This window comes from Archangium sp. Cb G35 (genome assembly GCF_001896145.1).
In the GTDB taxonomy this organism is placed as follows: Bacteria; Myxococcota; Myxococcia; order Myxococcales; family Myxococcaceae; genus Archangium; species Archangium violaceum.
The window spans coordinates 418,372-436,795 of sequence record NZ_MPOI01000004.1; the positions used below are offsets into that span (position 1 = coordinate 418,372).

Annotated in this window: 14 protein-coding genes; 6 read left to right on the top strand and 8 right to left on the bottom strand. The window is 69.5% G+C overall.

The window, feature by feature from the left end; all coding sequences use genetic code 11:
* Position 1: 1 nt before the first annotated feature.
* On the bottom strand, positions 2-3,031 hold the full coding sequence (locus BO221_RS15195; RefSeq protein ID WP_073561158.1) for a DEAD/DEAH box helicase: 3,030 nt from the start codon (positions 3,029-3,031) through the stop codon (positions 2-4).
* A 58-nt stretch (positions 3,032-3,089) separates the two neighbouring features.
* Positions 3,090-3,809, bottom strand: coding sequence for a double-CXXCG motif protein (locus tag BO221_RS15200; RefSeq protein WP_073561159.1), 720 nt, complete (start codon positions 3,807-3,809; stop codon positions 3,090-3,092).
* An 83-nt stretch (positions 3,810-3,892) separates the two neighbouring features.
* Here BO221_RS15200 and BO221_RS15205 point away from each other — a divergent pair, with 83 nt between their 5' ends.
* Positions 3,893-4,240, top strand: a complete 348-nt coding sequence (locus BO221_RS15205; protein ID WP_073561160.1) for a hypothetical protein — start codon at positions 3,893-3,895, stop codon at positions 4,238-4,240.
* 51 nt (positions 4,241-4,291) lie between these two features.
* Here BO221_RS15205 and BO221_RS15210 read toward each other — a convergent pair whose 3' ends face one another.
* Together BO221_RS15210 and BO221_RS15215 are read right to left on the bottom strand one after the other, a co-directional pair.
* On the bottom strand, positions 4,292-4,762 hold the full coding sequence (locus BO221_RS15210) for an NUDIX hydrolase (RefSeq protein ID WP_073561161.1): 471 nt from the start codon (positions 4,760-4,762) through the stop codon (positions 4,292-4,294).
* Positions 4,762-6,204 carry a DUF2380 domain-containing protein gene (locus BO221_RS15215; protein ID WP_083681052.1) on the bottom strand — a complete coding sequence of 481 codons (1,443 nt, stop codon included), beginning with the start codon at positions 6,202-6,204 and terminating at the stop codon, positions 4,762-4,764. The genes BO221_RS15210 and BO221_RS15215 overlap by 1 nt, the downstream gene beginning before the upstream one ends.
* 104 nt (positions 6,205-6,308) lie before the next feature.
* Here BO221_RS15215 and BO221_RS15220 point away from each other — a divergent pair, with 104 nt between their 5' ends.
* The 5 genes from BO221_RS15220 to BO221_RS15240 all read left to right on the top strand — a co-directional run bounded on the left by BO221_RS15220 (position 6,309) and on the right by BO221_RS15240 (position 11,590).
* Entirely contained in the window at positions 6,309-7,046 is a 738-nt protein-coding gene (locus BO221_RS15220) for a dienelactone hydrolase family protein (RefSeq protein ID WP_073561162.1), read from the top strand.
* 155 nt (positions 7,047-7,201) lie between these two features.
* Positions 7,202-7,840 carry a (2Fe-2S)-binding protein gene (locus BO221_RS15225; protein WP_083681053.1) on the top strand — a complete coding sequence of 213 codons (639 nt, stop codon included), beginning with the start codon at positions 7,202-7,204 and terminating at the stop codon, positions 7,838-7,840.
* A complete protein-coding gene (locus BO221_RS15230) occupies positions 7,840-10,320 on the top strand; it encodes a xanthine dehydrogenase family protein molybdopterin-binding subunit (protein WP_083681054.1) in 2,481 nt (826 codons plus the stop codon). Before BO221_RS15225 ends, BO221_RS15230 begins: the two co-directional genes overlap by 1 nt.
* 17 nt (positions 10,321-10,337) lie before the next feature.
* Complete coding sequence (locus tag BO221_RS15235; RefSeq protein ID WP_073561163.1) at positions 10,338-11,327, top strand: xanthine dehydrogenase family protein subunit M; 990 nt, start codon at positions 10,338-10,340, stop codon at positions 11,325-11,327.
* A gap of 8 nt (positions 11,328-11,335) precedes the next feature.
* Complete coding sequence (locus BO221_RS15240) at positions 11,336-11,590, top strand: hypothetical protein (RefSeq protein WP_073561164.1); 255 nt, start codon at positions 11,336-11,338, stop codon at positions 11,588-11,590.
* A 56-nt stretch (positions 11,591-11,646) separates the two neighbouring features.
* On the opposite strand, the gene BO221_RS15245 is transcribed toward BO221_RS15240, so the two are convergent.
* From BO221_RS15245 to BO221_RS15260, 4 genes are all read right to left on the bottom strand, one after another.
* Positions 11,647-12,933 carry a GAF domain-containing sensor histidine kinase gene (locus tag BO221_RS15245; RefSeq protein ID WP_073561165.1) on the bottom strand — a complete coding sequence of 429 codons (1,287 nt, stop codon included), beginning with the start codon at positions 12,931-12,933 and terminating at the stop codon, positions 11,647-11,649.
* Between the two features lie 244 nt (positions 12,934-13,177).
* Positions 13,178-14,239 (bottom strand): DUF3466 family protein, encoded by a 1,062-nt coding sequence (locus tag BO221_RS15250; RefSeq protein ID WP_073561166.1) that lies wholly within the window; start codon positions 14,237-14,239, stop codon positions 13,178-13,180.
* A 123-nt stretch (positions 14,240-14,362) separates the two neighbouring features.
* Positions 14,363-15,016 carry a response regulator transcription factor gene (locus BO221_RS15255; RefSeq protein ID WP_073561167.1) on the bottom strand — a complete coding sequence of 218 codons (654 nt, stop codon included), beginning with the start codon at positions 15,014-15,016 and terminating at the stop codon, positions 14,363-14,365.
* A complete protein-coding gene (locus BO221_RS15260) occupies positions 14,994-18,257 on the bottom strand; it encodes a sensor histidine kinase (protein WP_083681084.1) in 3,264 nt (1,087 codons plus the stop codon). Before BO221_RS15260 ends, BO221_RS15255 begins: the two co-directional genes overlap by 23 nt.
* Positions 18,258-18,424 lie beyond the last annotated feature (167 nt).

An 18,424-nucleotide genomic window follows, 5' to 3' on the forward strand; every position in this document is an offset into this window, starting at 1 on the left:
GTCAATCGAGCAGCTGCATGAGGTCCGCGCGCGTGATGGCCGCGGCCCCGGAAGCGCCTCCGAGCGCGGACTCGAAGAGAGCGCGCTTCTTCTCCTGCAGGGTGAGGATCTTCTCCTCCACCGTGCCCTGGGACACCATCCGGTACACCATCACCGGCTGCTGCTGGCCGATGCGGTGCGCGCGGTCCGCGGCCTGCGCCTCCACGGACGGGTTCCACCACGGGTCCACGAGGAAGACGTGGTCCGCCGCCGTGAGATTGAGCCCCGTGGCGCCCGCCTTGAGCGAGATGAGCATCACGGGCGGGCCCTTCGGATCCTGGAACGAGGCGGCCACGGCGCCGCGGTTGGCCGTGCCACCGTCCAGCCGGATGAACCCGATGCCCGCCTCGCGCAACGCGGGCTCGATGAGATCCAACATGGACGTCCACTGCGAGAAGACGAGCGCCTTGTGGCCCTCCCCCACCGCCGTGTCGAGCGCCTCGAGCAGGGCCTGCACCTTGGAGGACGTCTGCGCCTGCTGCCCCGGCACGAGCGCCGGGTGACATGCCGCCTGACGCAGCCGCAGCAGCGCCTCCAGCGCCTTCAGCACGCTGCCACCCTCCTCCAGCTGCGACACCACCTCCTCGCGCGTGGCGGCGTACACCGCGTCATAGACGGCGCGCTCCCGCTCGTTGAGGGTGACGTGCAGCACGGACTCGGTGCGCGGCGGGAGCTCGGGCGCCACGTCCCGCTTGAGCCTGCGCAACACGAAGGGACGGATGCGCGCGCGCAACAGCTCGGCCGCGCCCTTCTGGTTGTCCGACACGGGCCGGGCCCACCGCTCGTCGAACTCCTTGCGCCCTCCGAGCAACCCCTGGTTGGTGAAGTGCATCAGGCTCCACAGCTCCTCGAGCCTGTTCTCGATGGGCGTGCCGCTCAGGGCCACCCGGAAGTTCGCCTGGAGCCCGTACGCCGCACGAGCCACCTGGCTGTCCGGGTTCTTGATGGCCTGGGCCTCGTCCAGCACCACCGTGTCCCACGTCTTCGCCCCGAGCACCGCCGCGTCCAGACGCATCAGTGCATAGGTGGTGATCGTCACGTCGGCCGTCTCGTCCAGCGTGCGGCCGGGGCCATGGTAGACGGAGACCTTCAGCGAGGGACGGAAGCGCTTCACCTCCGCCACCCAGTTGGGGAGCACGCTCGTGGGCGCCACCACCAGCGTCCCCGGCCCCAACACGCAGATGGTCTGCAGTGTCTTGCCGAGACCCATGTCGTCCGCGAGCACGCCACCAAGGCCCGCCTGCCGCAGGAAGGTCAGCCAGCTGATGCCCTGGAGCTGGTAGGGGCGCGGCGTCGCGGTGAGGTCCTTCGGGAGCTGCACGTCCGGCAGCTTCTCGAAGCCCTGCACCAGGGGCGCCAGCCGCTCGAGCGCGGGCGGAGGGGGATGATCCAGTGCCTCACACAGTCCGGTGAGCTGCGGGATGGCGTGGTTGGCGAGCCGTCCGTCCTTCCCGCGCGCTGCCAGCAGGTCCGCCACGCGCTGGCCGTGCGTCTTCAGCCACGCCGTGGGCAGCGGCGCCCAACCCCCGCCCTCCAGGGGCACCAGCCCCAGCCCCTCCTCCCACGCGCGCATCACCGCCGCCGCGTCCACCGAGCGCGGCGCACCGGGCGCCGCTCCCTCCACCTGGAAGTCGAACGAGAAGCCCACCTGCGGCACGCCGCTCTCCGTGGCACCCGCCTCCACCGAGAGCATGGGGCGCAGCTTCACGTTGGGGCTCACCACGCGCGCCGCGTCGCCGGTGAGGCCACCGCGCCAGCGCCGCAGCTTGTCGGCGAGCTGCACCGCGTCCCTGCCCTGCACCGTCACACGACGGCCGGGGACCATGTTCAGCTCGTCGCGGAGCTGGTGGACGAGCTTCTGCTCGGTGCCCTCGTCGCGCACGGGAACGGCGCCCTGGAGGTACACCATGCGCCCGTTGTCGATGCGCACCGTGGGCGGCGAGCCGTACACCAGCGTGGGCAGCACCGAGAGGCCGGAGTCCAGCTGGTTGAGGTCCAAGGAGATGCGCGGCTGGAGCGTGCGATCGATGGGCGGCAGCCGCTGGCTCTTCACGTTCACCGGCATGCGCCGCGCGAGATCCGGCAGCATCTTCCCGGTGAGGTCCCCCATCTGCTCGGGCGAGAAGACACGCTCCTGCGGCAAGCTCTCCAACCGAGAGCCGGTGAGGCCCTGCTCACCGAGCCGGGAGAGCGTGCCTCCACACACCACGATGCCGGGGCACACCAGTTCGGAGATGCGCGGGTCCTTCTCGATCTTGACCACCGTCTGCTCGCCGCGATCCTCCACGGTGACGCGGGGAAGCACGGGCTCGCTCGAAACGGACACCAGCGCACCATCGAAGATGACGGTGCGTGCGGGCTCCAGGACACGCAGGAGCGCCTCGAGCCGCTCAGGGGGAAGCGCGCCGCGCGTGGGCTTCAGCAGCAACTTGTCCGCGAGCAGATCGCACGGCTCCACCTGGATGCGGGCCGCCTCCACGGGGTTCGCCAGCACGGACGCCAGACTGCGCGCGAGCAACCGCGCGGTGTTGTCCGGACGCACCAACAGGCGCTCGAGCTGGAGCCCTCCGTCCACGCGCTTGAAGCGGTACACCATGCGCTCCGACTTCGGCGCGGCAGCCGGACGCGGGCCGCCCTGAGCCGCGGGAGCCTGGGCGGGAGCGGGCCGGGACTGCGGCACGGGCCGGGCGGGAGCACGCGGAGCGGGGGCACGCTGGGACACCGCGTGATGGAGGACGATGGCCGCCGCCACCACATGCTCACAGGGGTCCACGCGGCCACGGCAGTCACACTCCCAGATCTCGTCCTCCGGGTAGAGCACCGTGGTCAGGGGGGCGGGCCGGCCGGTGGCGCGCACGCGCAGGACGGCCTCTTCCTCTCCGACGGATTGCACCGAGACGGCACCGGCGCGGGCCAGGCCCATACCGGCGGACCAGGTGTCCGGGCGTGCTTCCTCCCGGACGGCATCGAGTAGCTCCGCGGTCAGCGACATGAGAACCGCATCCCTATCCCCGCTGCGGGCCCCGGGCAACAAACGCATCCGCTTCGGGTCAGCGCACCGGTACCTCGCGAATATCGACCTCGTCCAGTTCCAGGCGCCGCACGGTCTCCACGAAGCGTTCGGTGGCGATGAAGACGGTCTCGAAGTCGCTCAGCCGGAACAGGTCCGTGTGCGCCGGCAGTGACGCCGCATCCAGGATGGGCTCCTCAGGGAAGGCGAAGTCGTCCCAGCCACATTTGGGACATGGTGGGCGCCGATCCGGCGGTGTGCACTCCGGATGCAACCGGCCGTGAGGCAGGACTTGCAGTTCCAACAACTCCGGGTGGGTCTTCTGGCGGAAGCGCAGCTCCGTCCGGAAACCGTGAAGGCCACGCACCCCCTCGGCCTGCAATTTCTCCAGCGCCTCGCGGTGAACCAGCGGCATCTCGACGTAGCGGAAGAACAACGGGCTGAAGCCGCCAGTGGCGGTGCCCACCAGCGGGCCGAATTTCGCGCCTGGGAGCAACTGGGCTCCAGGTGGCACGAGAGGACGCACCAACTCACGCAAACGCACGAACTCGTCGAAAGGCTCCGGACGAGGCTTCTCGTACGCACCGCGTTCAGAAAGAGAGGACAGGTCCACGCCTGGATACGCGGTCATCCCCCCAGCCCATGTGGCTCCACATTCAGGACAGCGAAGCCCGGGCAGACTGCCCCACTTGTGTGTGGCACTGAGGCTGCCGGTGTACTTGGAGTTCCTGGGTGCTCGGATCCGATAGAACTTCGTCATCTCGTCACCTGCCCCCGCGCGCATCTACCCGGGGCCAGTGGGCCGCTGTTGTACTGTCGAGAGCGCACGCCCACAATCACCCCATGTCAGCGGGTCACGATTACCTCCTCCTCGGCGCGCAGCTCGTGCTCGGCGTTCTGGTGTCCTTTGGCACCCTGATCACGCTCGCCTTCGCGGACGAGGTGAACCGCGGACGGCCACGTCCCCCTCTCGCCAGAGCGCTTCAGTGGCTGTCGCTGCTCCTGGCCCTGGCCCCGGTCGTCGCGGCGGTACTCGTCCTCATCGCGCGGTGGCGGGCGGACGCGCCTCTTCCCCCCCTGATGCTGTGGTCACCGTTGCTGGCCACGCTTGTCGCGGCGCCCTCGTTCATGGCCGCGCTGCGCGCCATGGAATCGGTGACGGCTCGTAGCCGGTCATCGGACGACCGCTGACACTCGAATGTGAACGGCCCTCGCTCATGGTCCTCCCCAAGGGGGGAAAGCTCAGACTTCCTCGTCGGGCAAGAGCGTGAGTAGCAGCTCGTCGTCGGCCCCGAGGGGACTCCAGCCGGGCGGCGGTGGTGAGGCGCGGAGCGCTGCCCTGGCCTGCTTGACACGCTCCTTATGTGTTTCTGGCGTGTAGGCAGTCCAGCAGCCGAGCGCCTCAGCGACGGCGAAACGGGCATCGTCATCCATCACAGTCGGCCAACCGTCGGGAACGCTCTCGGACCACAGGCGTGCGAAAACGTCCCGCACAAACCGCGTGACCTGCTTGCGCCGCTCCGCCTCAGCAAGCAGCCCACTCAAGACCTGTACCCCGGCGACGTCGTCCTTGCCCAATTCCTCGGCGAGCAAGTGAAGCGGAACGGCAGGGCGCGCCTCGGCGAAGGCGCTGAGCGAATCGAAGCCGCGCTCGCGGACCCGCTCATACAGGCGCGCTTTGATGTTGCCCTCCCAAGCACGTCCGTCGCTCATCACCCTCTCCACGAGACGAACTTCATTGGAATGTAGTAGTCCTTCATTCGCTTGGCGACGATGTTCAGAATGGCGTTCCGCGTCAACATCCGGCCAGCTTCGGACTCAGCCTCGAACAGCGCCTCCATGATCATCCGGTTCCATTCGCCGGGCCACATGCGACCCAGCTTCCAGTCGCCACCGCCATGAATGGCCTCGTGATGTGCCTGCTGAAGCTTGACGCAGAACTTGTCAATGTCCATCTCGCCGGTGAAGCCGCGCCTCTCGAACCACTCGCGGAACTCGTTCGGCATGACGTGGTGACGCGGGGGCTCGGCCATGCCGGCGCCTGTTTTGCCTGTCACGCGCATGGCTCGCACCTCGGGCGCATCGCCCAGCGCGTCGCGCACGCCCCGCGGGAGGCCGCCGTGCCCCTGCGCCATCATCACGTGGCCGGCCTGAATCCGCACTGCGGCGCTGACGGCGGGCAGGGAGAGGACACCCGCGCGCACCAACTGGCGCATCATCTCCACCCACTCGGCGGACACTACAATCCGCGTCCCCATCATCACCCCGTTGGGACCCACCATGAGGCTCGCGCCGAGCACGGCGGGAGTAGCCGCGCGCAGCGCGGGCAACGTGAACTTCAGCACCGACAGTGTGGTGAGCGCCTCCACGGACTCCTTCAGCACCAGCGCCGTCTCGAGGATTTTCGCTCCCTTGTGTATGGCCGCGAGGAGTGCAGAGAACTCTTCGGTGAGATGGCCTATCAGGGCGGGCATGTCCTCAGCCGCTGACTCCACCCGCTCCGGCTTCAGGGAAGCGAGAGCCGACATGGGGGACTCCATCATCTTCTGCCAGCGCTCCAGTTTCACGTACAGCGTCTCCACGCTGTAGAGGCGCCGGGAAAGCGTGGCGTCGGTGAGGATGAGGAAGTCAAACCACACGGCCAGCAGCATGGAGCCCATCATGGCGGCCTCCAACCGTGGGCCCGCGAGGCGCAGCAGGGCGAGCTGCATGTCCGGGTCCTCCACCTCCGACGCCTCGGCGGCAAGCTCCGTGGCAGCGGCAAGCTCGGCGTCAATCCACCGCAACTGAGCTTCGCCATGGTCGACGTAGCGGACGAAGATGCCGTTGCCCGCGCCAGCAATGCCCGAGTCGCTGGCCTTGAGTCTGGAGAGCTCGCCGGAAATGCGGCGGGTGGAGTCGGACACCTCGCCCACGCCCTTGCGAAAGGCCAGGTGGGCCGCGAGGGCGCTCCGCCACATCGTCGCGTCGACTCCGCCTGGGCCAGCCCCCTCGCCCGTCCCTCCGGACACGGCGGGCCCGGTGGTGCCTTGCGGGGCGTAGCGCAGGCTCCGCCCCGGGCCAAGCGGTGGCGTCAGCGACACACAGGCGTTGGACAGGAGGGCCAGGGCAAGCAGCAGCCCCGACCCCTTCACCCCTGATGAGTCAGCGCGCATCGTCCACTACACCTCCGAACCCCTCAATTTGGAGCGAGAACCCCTGACAAGACTTACTCCAACTGGATTAGAGCCGTGCGACCAACCACGGAGGCTCGGAGCTCATGCAGGACATCGACATCAAGACCCGTGAAGGCACGATGGACGCGAAGCTGTTCCACCCGGAGAACCAGAAGCCGGGGCCCGGCGTCATCCTGCTCACGGATGCCATGGGCCTCCGGCCGGTGTTCGAGGCCATGGGACGCCGGCTCGCGAAGGCGGGCTATGTCGTCCTGCTGCCGAACCTCTACTACCGCGAAGGCCGCGCGCCCCTCCCCAACATGGAGGGCTCCTTCGCGGACGAGGCGTACCGCAAGCGCATCATGGGGCTCATCGCGACGCTGACCCCCGAGCGGGTCATCACCGACGCCACCGCCGAGCTCGACTTCCTCTCCGCCCAGCCCCAGGTGAAGGGCCACCGGGTGGGCGTGGCCGGCTACTGCATGAGCGGCTCCATCGCCGTGCACATGGCGGCCGCCCTTCCCGAGCGCATCGCCGCGGCGGCCTCCTTCCATGGCGGGCGCCTCGCCACGGACTCACCCGACAGCCCCCACCGCGTGGTGGGCAAGGTGAAGGGCGAGCTCTACTTCGCCCATGCGGACCAGGACGGCTCCATGCCGGCCGAGGCCATCGCGCGCCTGGAGGCCGCCTTGAAGGAGTCCGGCGTCAAGGCGCAATCCGAGCTCTACTCCGGCGCTCGCCACGGCTTCGCGGTGGAGGGCATGGCCTCCTACGACAAGGACGCCGCCGAACGGCACTGGAGCAAGCTGCTCGAACTGTTCGCCCGCACGCTCCACGCCTGACCGGAGGCCCATTCCCGACCAGTGCACAACTGTCCGGGAGTCTGCCCCCCCTTCCTTCTGTTGACGAACCAATGCTCGCGGCCCATGCACGGACATTCGTGCTGGGTCGCCATCGAACGGCTCTGTAGCTTGCCTCGCGAGAGGAGCGTTCGACATTGGCCCCACCCGATGATGACTCCGTCCCCAAGCCCCTGCTTCCCCAGCTCAGCCGCCGCGCCTTCTTCAAGGGCGCGGGTGCCTCCGCACTGAGCGCCACCCTGGCCCCGTCCGCTCACGCAGCGGACCCCTCTCCGCCAGTGCTGGGCCCCGAGCCCGCCCCGCTGACCCTGTCCATCAACGGCCGTACCGTGACCGTCCAGGCCGACCCGGCCACGACGCTCTCCGAGCTGGTGCGCAACCACCTCGGCTTGACGGGAACGAAGATCGGCTGCGACCGCGGTGCCTGCTCGGCCTGCACCGTCTGGCTCGATGGCGAGGTCGCCGCGAGCTGCATGACGCTCGCCTTCGATGCCCGGGGCCGCAAGGTCACCACCATCGAGGGGCTCGCCAAGGGCGAGGAACTCCACCCGGTGCAGCGCGCCTTCGTGGAGAACGATGCCATGCAGTGCGGCTTCTGCACTCCCGGCATGGTGATGAGCTGCGCCGCCCTGGTCGATCGCAATCCCAAGTGCACGCTCGACGACGTGAAGCAGGCGGTCAGCGGTCATCTCTGCCGGTGCGGCACCTATCCCAACGTGTTCAAGGCGACCCTGGCCGCGGCCAAGGGAGGCGGAAAGGCAAAGGGGAACAGCTGATGCAAGACGTCAAGGACACCAGCGACCCTCGCGCGTCCAACAAGCCCGGGGGCGAACAGCAGCAACAGGCAGGGGGTCCCCCGCAGCCGCCGCAGCCCAATCCAGGGCCCTCGCGGCAGCAGGCGCTCCCGTACGGCATCGTCGGCGCGGGGCTCAAGGAGGTCACCCGGCGCGTACCCGAGGACGAGCCCCCTCCCCTCCCCGAGAACTCAAAGCTCAAGTCCATTGGCAAGCCGGTCTCGCGGCTGGATGGAATCGAGAAGGTCACCGGCAAGGCCCGCTACACCTTCGATGTCCAGCTCCCCGGAATGCTCTGGGCCAAGTGGGTCGCCGCGCCGTATCCCCATGCGCGCATCAAGTCCATCGACACCTCGGCGGCCGAGCGCTACCCGGGCGTCCGTGCCATCCACATCCCGGAGCGCATCCTCTCCACCGCGCAACTGCGTGACCCCAAGGCCGAGCAGGGCAACCGCTACCCCACCGTCCGCTACGCCGGCCAGCCCGTCGCGGCGGTCGCGGCCGACTCGCCCCGTGCCGCCGAAGCCGCGGTGAAGTTGATCAAGGTGGAGTACGAACCCATCCCCCACGTCTCCCAGCTCGAGGAGGCGATGAAGGAGAACGCACCTCGCGTCTTCCCCGGCCCCACCGAGCAGCCGGCGACCGCGGGAGGCGGCGGCGCGCCCCCGGGACTGCCCCAGAAGGGTAACGTGCGCGGTCCTGACACGAAGCCCCGGGGCATCGGCCCTCGCGGTGACGTCAACAAGGGACTCAGCGAGTCCGAGGTGGTCATTGAGGCCGAGTACCGCACCCAGGTGCAGACCCACGTGCCCATGGAGCCGCACGGGCTCGTCGCCGATTGGAAGGACGACGGGCTCACCCTCTACGCCTCCACCCAGTTCGTCACGAGCGTCCGCGAGGACGCGGCCGAGATGTTCGATCTGCCGAAGAGCAAGGTCCGGGTGATCAGCGACTTCACCGGCGGCGGCTTCGGGGCGAAGTACGGCATTGGCAACTACGGGCTGCTCGCCATCCACCTGTCGCGCAAGGCCGGAGCGCCGGTGCGCATGATCCTGGATCGCCGGGAAGAGCACGTGTCGGGCGGCAACCGCCCCAACAGCATCCAGCGGCTCAAGCTGGGCGCGAAGCGCGATGGCTCGCTCGTGGCGCTCCAGGTCCAGGCCTACGGCACCGGAGGCGTGGCCGGCGGCGCGGGCGTGGGCTTCTGCCACTCCACGCTCTACGAGTGCCCGAACGTAATGGTGGAGCAGTACGACGTCTTCACCAACGCCGGGCCCTGCGCCGCCTTCCGGGCGCCCGGTCAGGCCCAGGGCATCTTCGCGCTGGAGCAGACCATCGACGAGCTGGCGGAGCGGATCAAGATGGACCCGCTCGCGCTCCGAGGGAAGCTCGACGTCTCGGGCACGGATGACTGCCTGGCCCGCGCCCAGGAGCGCAAGCTCGGCGCCGAACGGGCCGGCTGGAACAAGCGGCGGCCCGCGGGCTCGGACAAGGGACCCATCAAGCGGGGAATCGGCTTCGCCCAGTCCCAGTGGCTCTACCTGGTCCAGCCGAGCTCCGCGTGCGAGGTGCGTGTCTCGGGGGATGGCTCCGTCGAGGCCTTCAGCAGCACGCAGGACATCGGCACGGGCACGCGGACCATCCTGGCTCAGGTGGTGGCCGAGGAGTTCGGCCTGCGCGCCGAGGACATCGGCTCCCATATCGGAGACTCCCGTTATCCGATGGGGCCCGCCTCGGGTGGCAGCCGCGTCACCAGCTCGCTGACTCCCGCCGCTCGCAACGCCGCGTACCGCTGTGCCCGGGAGCTGGCCGCACGGCTCGCCCCTGTTCTCAAGGCGAACGCGGAGGACATCGTCTTCGCCGATGGCAAGGTGATGGTGAAGGGCAAGGCCGGATCGGCCATGCCGTTCCGCGAGGCGGTCAAGAAGGCCGGGTTCGAGGAGATCTCCCAACGGGCCGAGCGCCGGGACGACTACGAGGGGTACCTGTTCAAGACCCCCGACATGGCCCTCAGCCGGCACGGCATTGGCGGCGTGCAGTTCGCCGAGGTCGCGGTCGACACGGAGACGGGCATCGTCAAGGTGGAGCGGGTGGTCGCGGTGCATGACTGCGGGCGCCCCATCAACCCCAAGCTCACCGAGAGTCAAATCTACGGAGGCGTGATTCAGGGCGTCAGCTACGCCCTCTACGAGGAGCGGCACCTGGACGCCGCGAGCGGCCAGCAGCTCAACGCCAACGTGGACCAGTACAAGATCCTCGGTTCGCGCGAGACGCCGAAGATCGAGGTCATCCTGCTCGAGCAGCTCGGGGCGCAGTCCTCGACGGATGCCCGGGGAGTCGCCGAGCCCGCCAACGTGGCGACGGCGGCGGCGGTGGCCAATGCCTTCTACAACGCGACGGGCAAGCGCATCCGCACGCTCCCGATGACGCCCGCGAACGTGCTCGCGGCGCTGCGCGGCTGACACGAATCGGAGGATGCATGCAGAGCTTCGAGTGGGTGGATGCTGAATCCGTGGAACACGCCGTATCGCTGCTCGGTGAAGGCAGCGAGCGGCAGCCCGTGGTCGCCAAGGCCGGCGGGATGGAGCTGCTGGACCTGATGAAGAACGGCGTGGTGGCTCCCCGCCGGGTGGTCAATATCAAGACCATCAAGGGACTGGACGGGGTGCGCTTCGACGCGAAGCAGGGCCTGGAGCTGGGCGCCCTGGTGACACTGGCCCGGGTGTCACGGGAGCCCGAGGTGCGCAAGCGCTTCGTGGCGCTCGCGGACGCGGCGGAGCATGCCGCGACGCCCCAGGTCCGCAACGCCGCCACGATGGGAGGCAACCTGCTCCAGCGGCCCCGCTGCTGGTACTTCCGCTACGACCACTTCCACCAGGCCAGTGGCGATGCCGTCGAGCGGGTGCGCTCGGGAGAGAACCAGTACCACGCCATCTTCGACAACCAGCGCTCGGTGATGGTGCACGCCTCCACTCCGGCCACGGCGCTGGTGGCGTACGGTGCCTCGGTGGAGCTGACTGGCCCCGGGGGCAAGACGCGGGTGGTGCCCGTGTCCGAGTTCCTGCTGCCCCCGGACATGAAGCGCTCGACGGACACGGCCATCGCGCCCAACGAGCTGCTGACACGCGTGCGCATCCCGGCACCGGCGGCGGGAACGAAGGCGGCGTACCACAAGCAGGGCGAGCGGGAGAGCTACGACTGGCCCATCTGCGACGTCGCGGTGGTGCTGCGGATGGAGGGGCGGACCATCCGGCAGGCGGCGATCGCCATGGGCTGGGTGGCCCCCACTCCCCGGCGGGCGGCGGAAGCGGAGAAGCTCCTCGTGGGGAAGACGCTCAACGAGGAGCTCGCACGGCAGGTGGCGAAGGCGGCCGTGAATGGCGCGACGCCGCTGTCGAAGAACGCCTACAAGGTCCCGGTCCTCGAGGCGGTGGTCCGGAGGACGGTGCTCGCCGCGGCGGCGGCCTGAAGGAGCGCATGGACTCGAGCAACGAACAGAAGCCACCGTGCGTCTGCCGGCGGATGCGTTCGAAGGGAACGCCAGGCGTCCGGTACGACTCGGCGGTGGACTGGGAGACGGGCTTCGTCTCGACCGCGACGTTCTGGTGCGTCGCGACGGGCGGGAGTGTCGGGCCGGACGACGACCAGGTGCACCCGCACATCTGTGGAGAAGCCCGCCTCTGTTTCCGAGCCCCCGCCGAAGAGGCGGAGGGCTCACGCGTCCTGGACTGAGCCACGGTGGAGCGGCACCCCAGGCACGTCCTCACCAGGGCTGCCTGGACGCCCCCTCAGTGAGCGCATTCGAGCGGGGGGTCGATGGGCTGCATCTGGCACCTGGGAAGGTGGACCGTGAACGAGGTGCCCTGCTCCAAGGTGGAGCGCACCCGGATGCGCCCGCCGTGGGCCTGGATGATCTGGTTCACGATGAAGAGCCCCAGCCCCACTGAACAGTGACCGTCGCTCCGTCCCCTCCGGAAGGGCTCGAACAGGACCGGCAGGAGCTCGTCGGGAATGACGGGGCCGAAGTTGTGCACCTCGAAACAGGACTCGCCTTCCCGGGCCTCCACCCGCAGCGTGACCGGCCGCTCCGGATGGCCATATTGGAGCGCGTTGCCAAGCAGGTTCGTCAGCACCTCGGCCAGCCGGTGGCAGTCCCACGTTCCTCTCGTCTCCTCGGCGACGAGTTCGATCCGGCGTCCGGGAAACGCGGTCCTTGCCTCCTCGACGACGGAGCGTGCGACGGCATCCAGCCGCGCGTCCTCCAGGTCCAACGGCAACCCACCCCGCGCCTTGAGCCGGGCGTACTCGAGCACCTCCTCCACCAGATGCCGGGCGCGCTCCACGCTGGAGAGGATGCGCCGGACCTTCACGAGCTCATTCCCCGCGAGCGCACCACTCCGGAGGAGAGACTGGGACGCGAGCGAGATGGCACCGAGCGGATTCTTCAAATCGTGCGCGACGAGGGGGATGAGCCGCGCGAGCGAGGGCTCCTCCTCGTCACGAAGCCGCCCCTCCACGGGAGCGGACCGCGACCGGAGGTCCTCCACGTCCCGCTGGAGCGCGGCCCGGGTCAGAGCAGCGAGCGAGGCCTCGGCGAGCATTTCCACCAGGAACAACTCGCGCTCGGTCGCCTTGTGGTTTCGAGCCCAATACACGCCAATCGAGCCGATCGGCTGCTCATGGCCGATCGGCACCATGGCGAGGCTCCTGACGAACGTGGGCCGGTAGGCGTTGATGGGGATGCGAGGATCGGCGTAGATGTCCTCGCTCACCGCCGTCTGCTGGTTCATGATCGCCCAGCCGGAGATGCACTGGTTCGCGGGAAACCTTCGTCCCTTCCAGAGACGCTCGGGCGACTCCTCCTCGGCGTAGTAGACGAGTTCGCCTTCGCTCAGGACGAACGTGACGCCGTCCGCCCCCACCAGCCGCTTCACGAGCCCACAGACGCACTGGGCGATCTCGCGGACCTCCCGTGCCCGGACCAGCAGGCGGGAGGCTTCCAGGAGTTGAAGAACATCACGGAAGGAGGCCCCTACCTCCTCCGCTCGAGCTGACAAGTCCATCGACGAGAACATCTGCACATCCGCCTCCGGGACGCCCCACGAACCGGAAGCGCCACACCGCCGCAGATCAAATTCTCAACCCGATGCCAGGCGGCGCCGTTCCCAGGCCCCGCCCTGGACATCAACCCAGTCGACAAGTCACCACAGCAGCGCGTTGAGGATGATGCCCACCCACGACCGGCCGAGGGCGTCCTCATGGAGGGTCCGCGCTACGCCCACGCCGGATGCCCGCCTGGATTCCGGCCGGACTCCCGGGCTACCTGGGAATCATCGCGTAGGCATGAGTCGCGCCGTTGTGCACGCCCGTGCCGACGATGACACCGCTATCGCTGATGCCCATGGCCGAGTTCGAGGTGCCGGTCAGGAGGTTCCAGCCGGAGCCGGCCGGCAGGAGATCACCCAGCCGGTAGGTGTTCACTCCGTCGAAGAGGAACGGGACCGCAGACGCGCCGGAGGCGGTACCCACGGCCCAGCCGGCCGAGTTCACGCCGCGCGCGGAGCCGGAGCTCGTTCCCGTGGGGAGGGGAATCGCCCGCATGCCGTTCACGCTGTTCCAGATGAAGGGCGTCCCCGAGCCCTGGTTGCTCATGCTCGAGCCCACCACGTATCCGTTCTCGCTCACGTCGTAGGCGACCGCGCCATTCATTCCCGGCAGGGCGCCCACCTCGGTCGCGGTGTTGGTCACCGAGTTGTAGACGATGCCCACGTTGCGGCTGAGGTTGTTGGGATCGGAGCCGAGGCCCACGACCAGACCGTTGTTGTTGATGCTGAAAGCCGAGACCAGATAGCACCCCGCCGGCGTGGTCTGGGTGATGACCCTGCCCGTGCCGCCGGAGAAGATCGCGCCGTACTCCGAGGATCCGCCGCCCACCGAGCCCACCGCCACCATGGACTTGTTCACGTCGTTCGCGCGCCCGAGCGACTGCCCTGGCGGGAGTGGCAGTTGCGACACCACCCCGCCCTGCCAGATCAGCGGCAGCGGGTTCAATCCGGACGCGCTCGTCGCACCAACGCCGACCACGACTCCGGCATCATTGACGCCGTTGCCCGCGCTGTAGATCCGAGACGGAGAGGTGAGGTTCGGCAGGCCGGTGAGCCCGCCGGCCTGGGTCCAGCGATACGCCCGGTACTGGCTGCTGCCGAGGGAGCGCCCGGTGACGACACCGGCCGGGGAGACGCGGAAGGCCTGCGAGGCCAGGTTGGCCGTCTGGACGGTGCCCAGATCGACGATCGTGTACTGCGGCGGGGCGGCGTTCGCCACGCCACCGAGGGACAGCAGGGCCACGGCAAGGGTTCCCAACTTCGAAGCAATCCGCATGGTGCTCCTCCTCCCGGGTGGGGGGTTCCAGGCAATCCCGGGATACGCGGCAACAGTAGCGACATGCGAAGAGCGCGAACATCGGGGAGCCCCCTAGGAAGGCCTCAGGAATCCCCTACGGACTCAGGAAGGCTCGTCCGGCACCAGGCCATGCCGGACGGCGAGGCGGACGAGGGACGGCACGTCATGGATGCCCAGCCGCTCCATCAACTGCGCCCGGTGGGCCTCCACCGTCTTCACGCTCACCCGGAGCCGCTCCGCGATGGCGCGAGTGGCGTGCCCCTCCGCGATGAGCTGTAGAACCTCGCGCTGGCGCGTCGTGAGGAGATCGAGGGGACGAGCGGCCGGCGCATCCTCGGTGATGCGCAGGAAGCCCTCCACCACCGGCTGCGAGACGGCGGGGCTCAGGTACGTACGGCCCTGGCGCACCGACTCCAGCGCCACCTTGAGCTCCGCCACGGCCGCGTCCTTGATGAGGTAGCCGGCCACGCCCGCGCGCAGCGCCTGGGCCACGTACTCCGCCGCGGTGTGCATGGAGAGGACGAGCACCCGGGTGGAAGGGCTCACCTTCGGCACCCGGCGCGCGACCTCGATGCCGTTGAGCCCCGGCAGCGAGATGTCCAACAGGAGGACGTCCGGTTGCAGGCGGTCCGTCAGCGCCAGGGCCTCCTGCCCGTCCCCGCACTCGGCCAGCACCTCGATGTCGCCAAAGGTGTCGAGCAGGGCGCGCAGGCCGGCCCTCACCAACTGGTGGTCATCCGTCAGTATCACTCGCATGCTTCTCCTCCATGGGATTCTCCTCCCGGGCCATCGGCACTTCGGCCACCACGCACGTCCCCTCGCCGGGGCGGGACGTCACCTCGAAACGGCCTCCCAGGTCGCGCACCCGCTCCTGCATGCCGAACAGGCCGAAGCTGGCGGGTGATCCTCCCGCCAGCACCTCCTCGCTGACGAAGCCCTGGCCGTCATCCTTCACCTCCAGGCGGATGGCGTGCCCGGCCGCCTCGAGCCGGACCTCGAGCCGCCGTGCCCTCGCGTGGCGCAGGGCGTTGGTGACCGCCTCCTGGATGACCCGGAAGACGACGATGTCACGCTCCACGCCCAACGAGGGCAACGACGCGGCCGAAGTGAACACCAGGTCCACCCCGCCGCGCTGCGTGACCCCGGCCAGGTAGTTCTCCAGGGCCGCCACGAGCCCCAGCTCGTCGAGTTGCGGCGGCCGGAGATCCAGGGAGAGGGAACGCACCTGGCCGATGAGCCGATCGACGAGGGCGATGGCATCCGGGAGCCGCCCCGCGAGGGGGCCGGTGAGACGCGCGGTGGCGTCCACCAGGCCGAGGTTGAGCTTCACGGCCGTCAGCGCCTGGCCGAACTCGTCGTGCAGCTCCCGGGCGAGGTGCTTGCGCTCCTCCTCCTTGGCGGCCTCCAACCGCATGGTGAGGCGGCGCATGTGCTCACGGCTCGCCTGCGCCTGGAGCAGGGCCTGCTCGCGCTCGGCCTGGAGCGCGCGGAGTGCCTGGTTGCGCTGCTCCAGGAAGCGTGTGCGCCAGGCGAGCCCCGCGATGAGGACGAGCAGCGTCCCGGCCAGCGCGCCGAACCGGACGTCGTTGCGCTCCCAGAAGGGAGGGGCCACGCGCAGGGTGAGCGGATGCGTCTCGCTCCAGGGCCGGCCAGGGCTGCGCCCACGCACCTGGAGCTGGTGCTCGCCGGGCGGCAGCGCGTGGAACGTGAGGTGGCTGCGCGTGCCCAGCGGAATCCAGGAGGACTCGGCGGACAGCCGGTATTCGTACTCCGCGTCGCTGCGCCCGTAGTCGAGCACGGCGAACTCGAGCGTGAAGGGCTGGTGCCAGGGCACCTCGAGCGAGGACAGCTCCCAGGCGGGCCGCGTGGGCAGCGCCCGGGAGTCGAGGCCCTCGAGGGAGGTGATGACGAGGGGCGGCGGTGGCCCCTTCATCGGGCGCACCCGGGGATCCAGCGCCACCAGCCCCTTGGCGGTGCCCCAATAGAGCCGCCCGCCGAGGAGCGACACCGCCGCGGAGTTGAAGGTCGCGGTGGGCAGGCCGTCGGAGGCGGCGTAGTTCTCGAAGGCGCCCGCCGCCACGTCGAAGCGAGACAACCCCGCGCGCGTGGACACCCAGAGCGCCCCGTCCGGTGCGTGTGCCAGCGCCATCACGTGGTCGTCGACGAGCCCCTCGCCGTGCGTCCAGAGGTCCACCCGCGTGGGCAGGCCCGCGGCGTCGAGCGAGACACGCTGCAACCCTCCCCCCACGGTGCCCACCCACACGGCCCCCGCCGGATCCTCCAGCAGGCCGCTGACGAAGAAGTGGCCGAGCCGCGGCGTCGTCTGGGTCCCCAGGCGCTCGCAGTCGAGGCGGTCCCCCTCCACCGTACAGATGTTGAGCCCACCCGAGCGGGTGCCGATCCACAGCCGCCCGCGGCGGTCCTCCATGAGCGTGGTGACGGCGTCATCGGAGAGCGAGCGTGGGTCGCCCACGGCGTGACGGAAGGCGAGGAAGTCGCCGGTGCCGGGACGGTAGCGGTGGAGGCCGTCGGTCACGCTCCCGAGCCACACCTGTCCCTTCGAATCCTGGAGCAGCGCGTTGACATACCCGGGGACCTGGGCCCCGCCCTTCCCGAACCGGCGGCGGTACAGGTGCAGCCGCCCGGTGGCGGGCTCCAGGCGGTAGGAGCCCTGCGAGAGGCCCACCCACAACGCGCCGTCTCGCATGCGCAGCAGGCTGAGGACGCCCTTCCAGTCCTCGTCACGAGGGAGGGACACCTCCAGCGGCTCCACCTTCCCGGTGGCCACGTCGAGGCGGTCCACTCCGCCGCCGAAACTTCCCACCAGCAGGTGGCCGTCTCCCTCGGGCAGCACCGCCCAGACGTCCTCGTACGTCAACCCGGGCGCGCCGTCCGTTCCCCTTCCGCGAACGGCCTGGAAGACCTCGGGCCGCAGTGAGGCATGGAACAGGCCCATCCCGAACGTGCCGATGAAAAGGCCCCCTCCCGGCTCCAGCTCCAGCGTCCCCTCGTCGATGCGCTGCTCGTAACCCGGCCCACCCGAGGGGAGCGCCTCCGCGAACACCTCGCCCGTCGCGGTGTCCACGCGGAAGAGGCCCACGCCGAAGGTGCCGACCCACAGCGTCCCCCGTCCGTCCGGCTCGAGCTCGGTGATGTTGTGAAGTGATTGGGCCACCTCCAGCGGGGAGAGGGCCGCGCGGCGCAAGGCCGTGGCACCGGGCTCCAGACGGTAGAGGCCCTCCCGTGCGCCAACCCACAGCCCGCCCTCCCCGTCCTCCGCGAGGCTGAAGACGTCCCGGGCAGCACCGGCTTCCACAGCGGAAACGCGCTCGAAGGTGCTCTCCCCGGCGCGCCGCCGGAACAGGCCGCGGCCAAACGTGCCCACCCAGAGCGTCCCCGCGCGGTCGCGCCGCAGGGCCATGACGAATTCGTCTTCCCCTCCGGGCGCGAGGGGCGTTCGCGAGACGCGCCCGGTGACCGGATCCAGCAGGGCGAGGCCCGCGCGCGTCCCGACCCATAGCTGGCCCTCCTCCGCGTCCTCCAGTGCGTAGATGCTGTCGTGGGGAAGGCTCGCTGGGTTGGAGGAGTCGTGCCGGAAGTGCTGGAACGACCAGCGCGCCCGATCGGCCAGGCTCAGCCCCCCATTCATGGTGCCTACCCACAGACGGCCGAGGGCGTCCTCATGGAGGGTCCGCACGGCATCGCTGGCCAGGGAGGCGGGATTGCCCAGCTCGTACTGGAACCTGCGGAAGCGGTGGCCGTCGTGGAGGTAGAGACCCTCGCGCGTGCCAATCCAGAGCAGCCCTACCCGGTCGCGCAACACCTCGGTGATGTACTCGGCATGGAACGCGCGGGAGACCCCCACCTCGCGCAAGCCGAGCGCGGGGGCACCGGAGGACACACCGGACCAGAGCAGCAGAAGGAGGAGCCCCGGGAACCCGGCCCCGAGACGGATGAGACCGGGAACGAGGCGATGGGAGCGGGTTGTCACGGGCATGGACATCCCGTGCGACTCTACAAAAGGCCAGCGACCCCTTGCCTACCGAGTCCGTACGCCCACGCCGGATGCCCGCCTGGATTCCGGCCAGAGCGGGAGCACGCCGCCCTCCTCGTTCTCTCTCTCGCCCTCGAGCGGGCAGGGAGGCGCCGAAGGGCGGCTGCCGG

Bases quoted from the DNA above. Each gene is read 5' to 3' on its own strand.
- BO221_RS15215 (WP_083681052.1), bottom strand. From the start codon at position 6,204: ATGCGCGCTGACTCATCAGGGGTGAAGGGGTCGGGGCTGCTGCTTGCC.
- BO221_RS15195 (WP_073561158.1), bottom strand. From the start codon at position 3,031: ATGTCGCTGACCGCGGAGCTACTCGATGCCGTCCGGGAGGAAGCACGC.
- BO221_RS15240 (WP_073561164.1), top strand. From the start codon at position 11,336: ATGGACTCGAGCAACGAACAGAAGCCACCGTGCGTCTGCCGGCGGATG.
- BO221_RS15245 (WP_073561165.1), bottom strand. From the start codon at position 12,933: ATGTTCTCGTCGATGGACTTGTCAGCTCGAGCGGAGGAGGTAGGGGCC.
- BO221_RS15250 (WP_073561166.1), bottom strand. From the start codon at position 14,239: ATGCGGATTGCTTCGAAGTTGGGAACCCTTGCCGTGGCCCTGCTGTCC.
- BO221_RS15220 (WP_073561162.1), top strand. From the start codon at position 6,309: ATGCAGGACATCGACATCAAGACCCGTGAAGGCACGATGGACGCGAAG.
- BO221_RS15255 (WP_073561167.1), bottom strand. From the start codon at position 15,016: ATGCGAGTGATACTGACGGATGACCACCAGTTGGTGAGGGCCGGCCTG.
- BO221_RS15200 (WP_073561159.1), bottom strand. From the start codon at position 3,809: ATGACGAAGTTCTATCGGATCCGAGCACCCAGGAACTCCAAGTACACC.
- BO221_RS15235 (WP_073561163.1), top strand. From the start codon at position 10,338: ATGCAGAGCTTCGAGTGGGTGGATGCTGAATCCGTGGAACACGCCGTA.
- BO221_RS15205 (WP_073561160.1), top strand. From the start codon at position 3,893: ATGTCAGCGGGTCACGATTACCTCCTCCTCGGCGCGCAGCTCGTGCTC.
- BO221_RS15260 (WP_083681084.1), bottom strand. From the start codon at position 18,257: ATGCCCGTGACAACCCGCTCCCATCGCCTCGTTCCCGGTCTCATCCGT.
- BO221_RS15210 (WP_073561161.1), bottom strand. From the start codon at position 4,762: ATGAGCGACGGACGTGCTTGGGAGGGCAACATCAAAGCGCGCCTGTAT.
- BO221_RS15230 (WP_083681054.1), top strand. From the start codon at position 7,840: ATGCAAGACGTCAAGGACACCAGCGACCCTCGCGCGTCCAACAAGCCC.